The sequence below is a fragment of the Amphibacillus jilinensis Y1 genome (genome assembly GCF_000306965.1).
Classification (GTDB): Bacteria; Bacillota; Bacilli; order Bacillales; family Amphibacillaceae; genus Amphibacillus_C; species Amphibacillus_C jilinensis.
Genome location: NZ_AMWI01000057.1, coordinates 1 through 13,082, shown reverse-complemented (window position 1 = coordinate 13,082; position 13,082 = coordinate 1). Strand labels below are relative to the sequence as shown.

The window sequence follows — 13,082 nt, the reverse complement described above, 5'->3', positions numbered from 1 at the left end:
GTAGGATAGTTATCATAATAAGTTAATGCTTAAAGAAGGTTATTATAAATGTTTACAGAAATGGTTGATAAGTATATAAAAAAACATCGTTTATTGGTTTATCCAGCTAAAATAATAGTTGGTGTCTCGGGAGGGCCAGATTCAATGGCGCTTCTCCACTATTTAATTGGAAAAAGCCGTTCATGGCAATTAGATTTAATTGTTGTGTCAGTTGATCATGGATTAAGAGGTGCGGAGTCAAAGCAAGATCTTGAATATGTACGCACCTTTTGTCAAAAGTATAAAGTCGACTTTGAAGCACATTATATTGATGTGAATGCCTTAAAAGAGAAGTACAGTTATGGCACACAAAAAGCTGCTCGAATTCTTCGTTATCAAGTATTTGCAGATGCTATGGAAAAACATCAAGCGGATTATTTGGCACTAGGTCATCACAGTGATGATCAAATCGAGACCGTCTATATGCGCTTGACTAGAGGGACGGAGCTTGAAGCGCTTCAAGGAATGAGAAAGTCGAGACCTTTCTCTAATGGCTGGTTGATTCGGCCTTTATTATCAGTTGCGAAAGCCAGGATAGAAAACTATTGTGAAGAAAATCATATCGTGCCACGCCGTGATCCCTCAAATGAAGCTGATATTTATACAAGGAATTTTTTTAGAATACATATTTTGCCGTTATTAAAAAGACAAAACCCCAATCTTGCGGAATCTATTTTGCATACGACTGAGAAAATGGAGGATGATGTAGCCTATTTAACGAACCAAGCTGAAATGTTAAGTGCTTCAATATTAAATTACCATGAACAGGCTAAGGAAGTTTCCTGTCAAATTAATGAATTGAAAAAGCATCCCCGTGCTTTACAAAGAAGGTTGTTTCATCTAATATTAAACTATCTATATGATACCCTGCCAGATGGTTTAAGCTATCGACATGAACAGCAATTCTTTACCCTTCTTGATAGTGGTCGTGCTAATGCATCTGTAGATTTACCATCAGCGCTAAAAATGGTTAAATCATATCAAACTTTACACTTTTATTTTGAACAAGGTACGACCCCGTATTGCGTGCCTTTGAAAGTGCCAGGGCAAACTGTTTTACCCGAGGGGCACATTATACAAGCGGAGTTTGTTCACGTAAAACCCACAGCAACAAATCCAATGACATTTTACTTACCTGTTAATGGTTTTGATGACTATCCTTCGTTAATGATACGCACACGTATGCCTGGTGATCGTATTGATTTAGCTGGCTTAAATGGGAGAAAGAAGCTAAAGGATTTATTCATTGATAAGAAAGTTCCATTGTATAAGCGTGATCAGTGGCCAATTCTCGTGGACGAAGATGATCGAATCTTGTGGGTGCTTGGTTTGGCTAAGGGAGTTGACCTTAAAGGCGACTATAGGGATCATTATTTAAAATTGATATACCAATTTATTTAAAGGTTTTAGGAGGATCAAGATGCACAATGACATCGAAAAAATATTGGTTTCGCAAGAAGACATTCAAGAAAAATGCAAAGAATTAGGTGAGCAACTAGCTGAAGAATATAAGGATAAGTTCCCTTTAGCTATAGGCGTTTTAAAAGGAGCTCTACCGTTTATGTCTGATATCCTTCGCTATATGGATACATACTTGGAAATGGATTTCATGGACGTGTCTAGTTATGGTGGTGAAATGCGTTCTTCAGGCGAGGTTAAAATTGAGAAAGACCTAAATACAAAAGTAGAGGGACGTGATTTACTTATTATAGAGGATATTATTGACAGTGGTTTAACTTTAAGCTATTTGGTTGACCTTTTCAAATATCGAAAAGCACGTTCTATAAAAATTGTCACCCTTCTTGATAAACCAGAAGGTCGAACAGTTGATATTAAAGCAGATGTTGTTGGTTTTAAAGTACCTAATGAGTTTGTCGTTGGATACGGTTTAGACTATCAGGAAAAGTATCGCAACCTCCCGTATATTGGGGTGCTAAAACCACATATTTATGGTGGAGAATAAAAGCTCCCGCTAATCAACAAGCAATAAATTATTAAATATTATAACTAAACACATTATATTATGGAAATACTGAGATCGAGTTAGTTGTCATTCTTGTTTTTTCTATGATACGATGTAATATAGTTTTCTCGTTTGGGAGGAGGAAAGTGATGAATCGTATAGTGCGTAGTTTTATTTTTTATGGTGTTATATTACTTGTATTGCTTTCGGTGATGCAATTTATAACTGGACAAAATGGACAAACAGAAGAATTTAAATTTAATGAATTTGTAAATGCTTTAAATAACGAAGAAATAGAAAGTATGGAGATGCGCCCTTCTAATGGTGTGATTCGTGTTACAGGTACATTAGCAGATGAAGAAAATACGAACTTTATTACCAATATACCTGATAATCCTGACGTTGTTGCTGAGATTAATGCAGAAGCATCAAGTCAAGAAGTCGTTATGTGGGATGAAGAGGAGCAACCGAGCCCTTGGTTAAGTTTCTTAATATCATTTGCGCCCTTTATTATCGTTATTGTGATTTTCTTATTTTTAATGAATCAATCACAAGGTGGCGGTAATCGTGTCATGAACTTCGGTAAATCGAAAGCCAAAATGTATAGCGAAGATAAGAAGAAAGTACGCTTCAAAGATGTGGCTGGTGCAGACGAGGAGAAACAGGAACTGGTAGAGGTTGTTGATTTCTTGAAAGATCCGCGTAAGTTTGCTGCAATTGGCGCAAAGATTCCTAAAGGTGTGCTTTTAGTCGGCCCTCCTGGTACAGGGAAAACCTTACTAGCTAGAGCCGTAGCTGGAGAAGCGGGTGTACCGTTTTTCTCTATTAGTGGTTCAGATTTTGTTGAAATGTTTGTTGGTGTAGGTGCGTCACGTGTTCGAGATTTATTTGAAAATGCGAAAAAGAATGCACCGTGTATTATTTTTATTGATGAAATTGATGCGGTTGGACGTCAACGTGGTGCAGGCGTTGGTGGCGGTCATGATGAACGGGAACAAACCTTAAACCAATTACTAGTTGAAATGGATGGGTTTGGAGAAAACGAAGGAATTATTATTATTGCCGCGACGAATAGACCTGACATTTTAGATCCTGCTTTATTACGTCCAGGGCGATTTGACCGTCAAATTACGGTTGATCGACCGGACTTAAGAGGTCGTGAAGATGTCTTGCGCGTTCATGCCCGAAATAAGCCATTAGCAGAAGATGTTAGCTTAAAGACTATTGCTATGCGTACCCCAGGCTTTTCAGGTGCTGATTTAGAAAACCTGCTTAATGAGGCTGCCCTTGTAGCGGCCCGAGGTGATAAAAAGCAAGTTGAAATGGAAGATGTTGACGAGGCGATTGATCGCGTCATTGCTGGTCCTGCGAAGAAGAGTCGTGTGATCTCTAAAAAAGAGCGTAATATTGTGGCTTATCATGAAAGTGGCCATACTATTATTGGAATGGTACTCGACGAGGCTGATATGGTTCATAAAGTGACAATTGTGCCACGTGGGCAAGCAGGCGGATATGCTGTAATGTTACCAAAAGAAGATCGCTACTTTATGACGAAGCCAGAGTTGCTTGATAAAATCACAGGATTATTAGGTGGCCGAGTAGCTGAAGAAATTACCTTTGGCGAAGTGAGTACAGGTGCACACAATGACTTCCAAAGAGCGACAAGTATGGTGCGTAAAATGGTTACCGAATATGGTATGAGTGATAAGATTGGCCCACTTCAATTTGGTAGTTCAGGAGGTCAGGTGTTCTTGGGGCGCGATATGCAGAACGAGGCAAATTATAGTGATGCGATAGCATATGAGATTGATCAAGAAATGCAAAACTTTATCAATCATTGCTATAGTCGTGCTAAAGAAATTCTTACTGAAAATAAGGATAAGCTAGAGTTAATTGCTAAAACATTATTAGAAGTTGAAACGTTAGACGCCGCACAAATTAAATCGCTATTTGAAACAGGATCGCTTCCAGACCCTGTTGTATCGGAGCAAAGTGGTCTATCTAATGATGAAGAAGCGAGTACAAAAGCTGAAGAAGACGTGAAGGTTAATATTCAAGCCAAAGCGGATGACGATAACGAAGAACTGTTTGTTAATGAAACAGAACAAACATCTGATGGAAATGATAACCAAACAAAAGAAGATTAACGGTGAAAGCCAGTATGAAAACCATAATATCGGGTTTTCTGCTGGTTTTTCTTTTGAGTTAGTGTAATTGAGAATAGATCAAATCTTTAGAGTTAAAAAGGTTTATTGGTATAGGCTAATATCAATATGAAGTAAGAATTTTTTTAGCAAAATTGATTTATTTGGAGAATGTCAAAAAAAGAAGTAAAATAGAGAAAAGTCAGTTTTAGTGTTTGTTATTTAAAAAAGAGATGGTGATGAATATGCTATTTGTGTTAGATGTTGGTAATACAAATACAGTACTCGGATTATTTGAAGGTAATAACCTCGCTTATCAGTGGCGAATAAAGACAGATAGAGATAAAACGGAAGATGAGTTTGCCATGTTAGTTAAATCATTGTTTGATCATCAAGCATTAAGCTTTTCGGTGGTTAAAGATATTATGATCTCATCTGTTGTACCACCGATTATGTATGCTCTTGAGAGTATGGCCGAAAAATATTTTAATCGTAAGGCTATTGTAATCGGAGAAACTCCGATTGATAGCTATTTAAAAATGAAATATCCAAACCCGGCTGAGTTAGGGGCTGATCGCATCGTTAACGCAGTAGGTGCGATTGCTGAATATGGAAGTCCGTTAATTGTTGTCGATTTTGGAACAGCCACGACCTATTGTTATATAGATGAGACCGCCTCTTATGTCGGAGGCGCCATCATTCCTGGTATAAAAATTTCGCTTGATGCTTTGTACAGCCAAGCGGCTAAATTACCAAAGGTAGAGATCACCCATCCGAAGAATATAATTGGTTTATCAACGGTTGATGCGATGCAATCAGGTTTATATTTTGGTTATGTAGGTCAAGTTGATGAAATGGTAAGGCGATTTAAGAAGGAAAGCGGTCAAAACCCTAAAGTTATTGCTACTGGTGGGTTAGCTGAATTAATTGCTGATGAATCCGCTACAATAGACATAGTAGATTCGGCTTTGACCCTAAAAGGTTTAAAGGAGATTTACCAATGTGTGAGATGAAAAGGAGTTATTTATTATGAGTGATTATTTGATAAAGGCGACGGCATTTGAAGGGACCGTTCGTGCCTATGCGATAAAATCAACGGAATTAGTAGAGGAAGCAAGAAAACGCCATGATACATGGGCGACGGCATCGGCGGCTCTAGGTCGAACGATGACCATATCAGCGATCATGGGTGCCATGCTCAAAGGGGAAGATAAGCTTACGATCAAACTTGAGGGGGATGGGCCTACAGGACCGATTGTTGTTGATGCTAATGCTAAAGGCCAAGTCAGGGGTTATATAACGAATCCACATGTCGATTTTGATTTAAATGCTAAAGGCAAATTAGATGTAGCTCGTGCGGTTGGAACAGCGGGGAACTTAAGTGTTGTCAAAGACCTTGGTTTAAAGGATCATTTTACTGGACAAGTCCCTATTGTATCTGGGGAAGTGAGTGAGGATTTCACTTATTATTTTGCTACATCTGAACAAGTGCCATCTGCTGTGGGGGCAGGTGTATTAGTTAACCCTGATCATACGATTTTGGCTGCTGGTGGGTTCATTGTTCAAGTGATGCCAGGGGCTAGTGATGAAGCCATTGACCTACTCGAAAATCGCATTGCGACGATCCCGCCAATTTCAACATTAATAAGAGAAGGTAAGTCGCCAGAAGCGATACTTAATATTTTATTTGGTGAAACCAATCTGAACATCTTAGATAAACTACCAGTTACGTTCCATTGTCCGTGTTCGATTGAACGCATCAGCAATGCTATTAGAGGGTTAGGTAATGACGAAATCGATGATATGATCAAGGTTGATGGTGGTGCAGAGGCAACCTGTCACTTTTGTAATGAGCATTATCACCTCTCACCTGATGATTTAAGCAAACTTAAGCAATCGGAGGAGTTGCAGTAGTTATGCGAAAAATAATTCTAGTCATTATTCTCGTGTTATTAGGGACAAATATTTTAATGTTGTCTTTGTTGCTTAATGGTAATCGAGATTCTTCAAATTATATCCCCTCAAAGGAGATAGATGTACGTCAGCCGGTAGCTGTCATAAATGAAGAAGAAATATACTATAATGAATGGATGAATTATCTGGGAACGCACTTTGGAGAAGAAGCGCTCACTCAAATGGTGGATCGGCATGTTGTGTCACAGTTAGCAGATCAATATAATTTGTCGGTTGACCCGGGAGTGATTGAGTTAGAAGTGTCTCTGTTGGCTTCTTTGGCCGGTCAAATGCGACAAGAAGATGTGGTGGAAACAGAAGAAGAGTGGCGTGAAACGATTGAACATCGATTACTAACTGAAAAAATTTTTACAAGAGATGTAACTATAAGTGAAGCGGATATTGAATCTTATTATAATACCTACCAATCGCAATATGAATTTTCGCATCGGGTAGAGGTATCTCATATTGTTGTAGCAGATCAAGAAACAGCAAACCGTATTTATAATGAATTAGAAGAAGGAGCTAACTTTGCTGCCTTAGCACGTGAATATTCAATTGACGAAGAATCATTATTAAATGGTGGCTACTTAGGTTTTTTTACTGAAGGAAGTTCTTTCTTGCCTGATGGTTATTTTGAGGAGGTTCGAGGTTTAGATCAGTTTAGCTATAGTGAACCTGTTAGGGTGAATCAAGGCTTTGCCATTTTGTATTTACATCGCGAGTTGCCGAGAGTTGAGCTAAGCTATGATCAATTAAAGGACCATATACGTACTAAATTGGCTGTCGAAGAAGTAGGAGAACCTCCTTCTACCCAAGCATTTTGGCAACAACTTGATGTGGATTGGATTTATCACAGATAACCGGTCGTAACACTACTGCCCAAAATAGGGGCGGGGTTAATCGGTTAGACAGGAAATAACGGCATGCTAATGTCCTGATTTACTCAACGACCAATCAGTGGAAAAGAATGAAAGCCGCCACTGATTGAATGATCATTTTATTGACAATATCAGGATTTTAACTTATAATTAAACAAATAAGAATACTCGGAATTAGGAGGCTGAAAAATGAAAATAGCTCAATCGATAGCGGGGTTAATTGGTAATACCCCAATTGTTCAATTAAATCGTTTATCTGGTCCAGAAGATGCTGAGATTTATGCTAAACTTGAATTTATGAATCCAGGGAGTTCAGTGAAAGATCGTATAGCTTTAGCGATGATTGAAGCGGCTGAGGCAAGTGGTCAATTAAAACAAGGTGATACGATTATTGAACCAACTAGTGGTAATACAGGGATTGGTATAGCACTAGTTGCAGCGGTAAAAGGCTATCAGGCTGTCCTTGTTATGCCTGATACAATGAGTCTTGAGCGACGTAATCTATTACGTGCCTATGGGGCTGATCTCGTGCTAACACCAGGATCAGAAGGAATGAAAGGTGCAATTCAAAAAGCTGAAGAATTACGAGAAAAGCACGGATACTTTATGCCACAACAATTTCAGAATCAAGCAAATCCAGCTGTCCATGAGCAGACAACAGGTAAAGAAATTGTTGAACAAATGGGCGACCAGTTAGATGCATTTGTTGCCGGTATTGGAACAGGGGGTACGATTACTGGAGCGGGTAAAGTATTAAAAGAACATTATAAAGATGTGAAAATTTATGCTGTAGAACCTAAAGATTCGGCGATATTATCTGGGGGAGATCCAGGTCCTCATAAAATACAAGGTATTGGTGCAGGATTTGTGCCTAAAATTCTAAACACTGAAATATATGATGAAATTATAACTGTAACGAATGATCAGGCTTATGAGACGGCTAGAGAAGCAGCTCGATTGGAAGGGTTATTAGGAGGTGTTTCTTCCGGTGCCGCTATTTTTGCTGCTAAACAAGTGGCTAAATCATTAGGAAAAGGGAAGAAAGTTCTAGCGGTTATTCCAAGTAACGGAGAACGTTATTTATCCACACCTTTGTATCAATTCGATCAAGAGTAAAAGAATCAGCTCTCATCTTTAAGGTGAGAGCTGATTTTTTTACTCGCATTATTGAAACATCATAAAAGGGGACTGCTCATTTTTGCCAATTGGTGTTAAAATAAAATAAAAACAGAAGGGAAGATCGTTTTGAATCGTAAGCTTTACACTCAACATGGTGAACTAAATTTAGCTAAGAAGACAGCTATTATGGGCATTCTAAATGTTACGCCAGATTCTTTTTCAGATGGTGGGCAATTTAATGATATAGATCGTGCAGTTAAGCAAGCCGAAAAAATGGTTTTAGAAGGTGCAGATATTATTGATATTGGAGGAGAGTCGACGAGACCAGGTTATACCCCGGTATCAGAGGATGAAGAGATTGAACGTGTTATTCCAATAATAAAAAAAGTGCGGGAGGTCGTGTCTGTTCCTATTTCTATTGATACGTTTAAAGCTAAAACAGCACGTTATGCTTTAGAGGCGGGAGCAGACATTATCAATGATATTTGGGGGGCAAAGTTTGAACCTGAAATTGCTAGTGTTGCCGCTGAATATCAAGCCCCTATCATATTGATGCAAAATCGTAAACATCCCGTTTATCACTATAATTTAATTGATGAGGTTAAGGCAGACCTTACTGAGAGTATTGATTTAGTGCTGAATAAAGGTGTGAAAAAGCAGCAAATTATCATTGATCCAGGTGTTGGGTTTGCCAAGAATGTTGAGCAGAATCTCGAGATCATTCAAAATCTTGATGCCCTTAAATCTTTGGGCTATCCAATTTTATTAGGTGCTTCACGGAAATCGCTGATTGGACATTTATTGGATTTACCGACAAACGAACGTGATGAAGCAACAGCTGCGACTACAAGTTATGGCATTGTTAACGGTGCTGATATGGTGCGTGTACATAATGTAAAGATGAACGCAAGAGTAGCGAAGATGACAGATTTACTGGTGAAGAAGGGCGGGAATTAGATGGATAAAATTTTATTAAATGGATTAGCTTTTTATGGTTATCACGGCGCGATTAAAGCTGAAAATGAGTTAGGCCAACGGTTTAATGTTGATTTAGAGTTAGAAGCCGATTTGAGAAAGGCTGGAGAAACCGATGATCTGACCTACACTGTACATTATGGAGAAGTTTATCAAATGACAAAGGACGTTGTTGAGGGACAAGCTTATGCATTGATAGAAACGGTTGCAGAAACAATAGCGTCAAAGCTTTTAGATAATTACCCTCAATTATTAGCGTGTCGTGTTAAGTTGATAAAGCCAGATCCCCCAATCCATGGCCATTATCAATCGGTTGCAGTGGAAATATATCGAGAGCGGTTATCCGCATGAATAAAGCTTATGTAGCGCTTGGTTCCAACATCGCTCCAAGGCATTTCCATTTAACACAGGCTATAGACTATATTGAGCGATCTGAACATGCCTTTATCAACAACCATTCGTCGATCTATCAAACAGTTCCCATTGGTTATCAAGATCAAGGGGAATTTCTTAATATGGTTGTTGAAGTGAGTACCACACTTTCTTCTGTTGAGCTATTAGAGTTTTGTCAAACAATAGAAGCTGATTTAGGGAGAAAAAGAGAGATTAAATGGGGACCAAGAACAATAGATCTTGACATTTTACTCTACAATCAAGAAAATATGGTGACGGAACAATTAATTCTTCCGCACCCGCGTATGCATGAACGAGCGTTTGTGCTTGTACCGTTAGCTGAACTTAACCCTGGGTTAAGGATACCAGGTACAAACAAATCCGTAAAAGAACACCTTGCTCAAATATCTAATGAAGAAAAGAGAGGCGTCGTTAAATGGATCAAGCAAGATGGGGAAGAAGAATAAAAGCATTTCGGAAGTTGAAGGGCTATACTCAAATAGAGTTCGCTGAGGCTGTCGGCTACTCCTTATCAATGGTAGGTGAGATAGAACGAGGGAAACGACAACCATCAGATGCATTTATAGAAAGAACGGTGGAGACGTTAGAGGTTGCTTTGGTAGAATTGAGACCGCCGTTAGATGAGAACAAAGAAAGGGGGTAAAGATATGTTTCAGATAGGAAATATAACTATACCGAATCGTGTAGTGCTTGCACCAATGGCAGGGGTTAGTAATTGGGCGTTTCGTTTAACTGTCAAAGAATTTGGAGCGGGTTTAGTCTGTGCAGAGATGGTAAGCGATAAAGGAATCGTGAATAAAAATAAAAAAACAATGGATATGCTTTATATTGATGAAGCAGAGAAACCAATGAGCTTACAAATATTTGGTGGAGAGAAACAGTCAATGATTAAGGCAGCGCAATTTGTTGATCAACACACGAATGCAGATATTATTGATATTAATATGGGTTGTCCAGTTCCTAAAATTACGAAATGTGATGCTGGGTCAAGGTGGCTCCTTCAGCCAGAAAAAATTTATGAGCTGGTCTCATCTGTATCATCGGCTGTTAATAAGCCTGTAACTGTAAAGATGCGAACAGGTTGGGACGAGGATAGCATCTTCGCTTTAGAAAATGCTAAAGCTTTAGAAGAGGCCGGTGCAAAAGCTTTGGCATTACATGGTCGGACGCGGGAGCAGATGTATGAGGGAAGTGCCGATTGGGACATTATTAAGACAGTTAAGGATAACGTATCAATTCCTGTTATCGGCAATGGTGATATTGATTCGCCAGAGATAGCTAAAAAGAGGCTTGAAGAAACAGGTGTTGATGCTGTTATGGTAGGGCGAGCTGCGCTAGGTAACCCATGGATCATCTACCGTATTGCTCAGTATTTAGATCATGGTGTTCTATTAGATGAGCCATCACCGGAAGAGAAGATTAGAGTTTGTATGTTACATGCAGATCGCTTAATTAAAATAAAATCAGAAAAAGTAGCAGTGATGGAGATGCGCAAACATACAGCATGGTATTTGAAAGGACTAAAAGGAAACGAAAAGGTGCGTCGTGAAATTAATGAGGTTGAAACACGTGATGCATTAGAGCAACTCCTAAGTCGATTTGTTGACCACCTAAAGTCTCAATATAGTTTCGTGTAGTTTTTCGGTTTCGTCGATAGTTAACAATGTAAACTAAGGTAGTTGCCTGATTACTTTAATAATTTATACTTTATTAGCAATATGCTATGATAGGATTATTCGATTTTTCTTAAAATGAATGCTAATTAAATATATAGCTATAAATAAGAAGTGGAGTGATAGAAGGTGTCAGAAGAATTAAATGAACACATGCGGGTGCGTCGAGACAAATTAAAAATGATGCAAGATAATGGTATAGATCCTTTTGGTGACAAGTTTGAACGCACACATTTTGCTAATTCTTTAACTGAAGAATATAATTCTTTCTCTAAAGAAGAGTTAGAAGAAAAGGCAATTGAAGTGACGGTTGCAGGTCGGATCATGACCAAGCGAGGCAAGGGAAAAGCGGGCTTCTCTCATATACAAGATCTAAGTGGTCAGATACAACTCTATGTTCGTAAGGATGCCATTGGTGAAGAAGCCTATGAACTTTTTAAGGGAGCTGACTTGGGTGATATTGTTGGTGTTACGGGAACGGTTTTTAAAACAAACGTTGGCGAATTATCAATTAAAGCGATAGAGTTTACTATCTTAACTAAATCCCTACGTCCGTTACCTGAAAAGTTTCATGGCTTAAAGGATGTTGAACAGCGCTATCGCCAACGTTATTTAGATTTAATTACAAACCATGAGAGTAAAGAGACTTTTATTATGCGTAGTAAAATCATTCAGTCTATGCGACGCTATTTGGACGAATCTGGATTTTTAGAGGTGGAAACACCTATGATGCATAGTATTGCCGGCGGAGCTTCTGCTCGTCCGTTTATCACACATCACAATGCTTTGGATATACCGTTATATATGAGAATAGCAATAGAGTTACATCTTAAACGATTGATTGTTGGCGGAATGGAACGCGTTTATGAGATTGGACGTGTATTTCGTAATGAAGGGGTATCAACAAGACATAACCCTGAATTTACGATGTTGGAGCTTTATGAAGCCTATGCTGACTATCATGATATTATGAATTTAGTTGAGAATATGGTCGCTCATATTGCTGAGGAAGTTGTAGGTTCTACCACTGTTACTTATGGAGAAGAAGAGATTAATTTAAAGCCTTCTTGGAAAAGGGTGCATATGGTAGATATCATTAAAGAGTATACAGGTGTAGACTTCTGGCAACAAATGAGTAATGAAGATGCAAAGTTATTAGCTAAAGAGCATGGTGTTAGCATCCAAGATACGATGACTTACGGGCATATTGTTAATGAGTTCTTTGAGCAAAAGGTGGAGGAGCACCTTGTCCAGCCTACTTTTGTATATGGACATCCCGTTGAAATTTCACCATTAGCAAAGAAGAATAAAGTTGATGGACGTTTTACAGATCGGTTTGAATTATTCATTGTTCGCCGAGAACACGCCAATGCCTTTTCGGAATTAAATGATCCAATAGACCAGAGGGAAAGATTTGAAGCGCAAGTGAAGGAGAAGGAACAGGGGAATGATGAAGCACATGAAATGGATGAAGATTTCCTTGAAGCACTTGAATATGGTATGCCACCAACCGGCGGTTTAGGAATAGGCATTGATCGTTTAGTGATGTTACTAACTAATGCCCCTTCAATTAGAGATGTCTTGTTATTTCCACAAATGAAAAACAAAGAATAATATGTTGTCATGTGTTACAAAGGCGCTACTCAAAGGATTTCTATAATTAATAGGGATTGGAGTGGCGCTTTTAATTTGAGTATAGAAGAAATGTTGATTATTTTATGAATAGAGCATATTGTTTTTAAAAAGTGGTTGACTGTATAACAGGTGCGTGTTATATTAATCAAGTCGCCAAATTGAATAACGGTTTTGAAGCGTTAGAAAAAAACAAAAAAACTGTTGACATTCAATCTTGGTTTTTATATAATATAAAAGCTGTCGCGAAAAGACGGCAAGCGAATTGATCTTTGAAAACTGAACAAAA

Annotated in this window: 13 protein-coding genes; all 13 read left to right on the top strand. The window is 38.5% G+C overall.

Annotated features, from left to right (window positions below):
* The first annotated feature begins 48 nt into the window (after window positions 1–48).
* A complete protein-coding gene (gene tilS / locus B494_RS0100065; protein WP_017470312.1) occupies window positions 49–1,440 on the top strand; it encodes a tRNA lysidine(34) synthetase TilS in 1,392 nt (463 codons plus the stop codon).
* 19 nt (window positions 1,441–1,459) lie between these two features.
* Window positions 1,460–2,002: a hypoxanthine phosphoribosyltransferase gene (hpt, locus tag B494_RS0100060; RefSeq protein ID WP_017470311.1), complete on the top strand. Its 543-nt coding sequence runs from the start codon at window positions 1,460–1,462 to the stop codon at window positions 2,000–2,002.
* 149 nt (window positions 2,003–2,151) lie between these two features.
* Complete coding sequence (gene ftsH / locus B494_RS0100055; RefSeq protein ID WP_017470310.1) at window positions 2,152–4,149, top strand: ATP-dependent zinc metalloprotease FtsH; 1,998 nt, start codon at window positions 2,152–2,154, stop codon at window positions 4,147–4,149.
* Window positions 4,150–4,391: 242 nt separating this feature from the next.
* Window positions 4,392–5,159: a type III pantothenate kinase gene (locus tag B494_RS0100050; protein ID WP_026065087.1), complete on the top strand. Its 768-nt coding sequence runs from the start codon at window positions 4,392–4,394 to the stop codon at window positions 5,157–5,159.
* Between the two features lie 16 nt (window positions 5,160–5,175).
* On the top strand, window positions 5,176–6,060 hold the full coding sequence (gene hslO, locus B494_RS0100045; RefSeq protein WP_017470308.1) for an Hsp33 family molecular chaperone HslO: 885 nt from the start codon (window positions 5,176–5,178) through the stop codon (window positions 6,058–6,060).
* Window positions 6,061–6,062: 2 nt separating this feature from the next.
* Entirely contained in the window at window positions 6,063–6,962 is a 900-nt protein-coding gene (locus B494_RS0100040) for a peptidylprolyl isomerase (protein ID WP_017470307.1), read from the top strand.
* Between the two features lie 207 nt (window positions 6,963–7,169).
* Window positions 7,170–8,096, top strand: a complete 927-nt coding sequence (gene cysK / locus B494_RS0100035) for a cysteine synthase A (protein WP_017470306.1) — start codon at window positions 7,170–7,172, stop codon at window positions 8,094–8,096.
* 129 nt (window positions 8,097–8,225) lie between these two features.
* Window positions 8,226–9,056 carry a dihydropteroate synthase gene (gene folP, locus B494_RS0100030; protein ID WP_017470305.1) on the top strand — a complete coding sequence of 277 codons (831 nt, stop codon included), beginning with the start codon at window positions 8,226–8,228 and terminating at the stop codon, window positions 9,054–9,056.
* Complete coding sequence (gene folB, locus B494_RS0100025; protein WP_017470304.1) at window positions 9,057–9,425, top strand: dihydroneopterin aldolase; 369 nt, start codon at window positions 9,057–9,059, stop codon at window positions 9,423–9,425.
* Complete coding sequence (folK, locus tag B494_RS0100020) at window positions 9,422–9,934, top strand: 2-amino-4-hydroxy-6-hydroxymethyldihydropteridine diphosphokinase (RefSeq protein WP_017470303.1); 513 nt, start codon at window positions 9,422–9,424, stop codon at window positions 9,932–9,934. The genes folB and folK overlap by 4 nt, the downstream gene beginning before the upstream one ends.
* Window positions 9,904–10,131 (top strand): helix-turn-helix domain-containing protein, encoded by a 228-nt coding sequence (locus tag B494_RS0100015; RefSeq protein WP_017470302.1) that lies wholly within the window; start codon window positions 9,904–9,906, stop codon window positions 10,129–10,131. The genes folK and B494_RS0100015 overlap by 31 nt, the downstream gene beginning before the upstream one ends.
* A 4-nt stretch (window positions 10,132–10,135) precedes the next feature.
* A complete protein-coding gene (gene dusB, locus B494_RS0100010) occupies window positions 10,136–11,125 on the top strand; it encodes a tRNA dihydrouridine synthase DusB (RefSeq protein WP_017470301.1) in 990 nt (329 codons plus the stop codon).
* A gap of 165 nt (window positions 11,126–11,290) precedes the next feature.
* Window positions 11,291–12,775 (top strand): lysine--tRNA ligase, encoded by a 1,485-nt coding sequence (gene lysS / locus B494_RS0100005; RefSeq protein WP_017470300.1) that lies wholly within the window; start codon window positions 11,291–11,293, stop codon window positions 12,773–12,775.
* The last annotated feature ends 307 nt before the right edge of the window (window positions 12,776–13,082 follow it).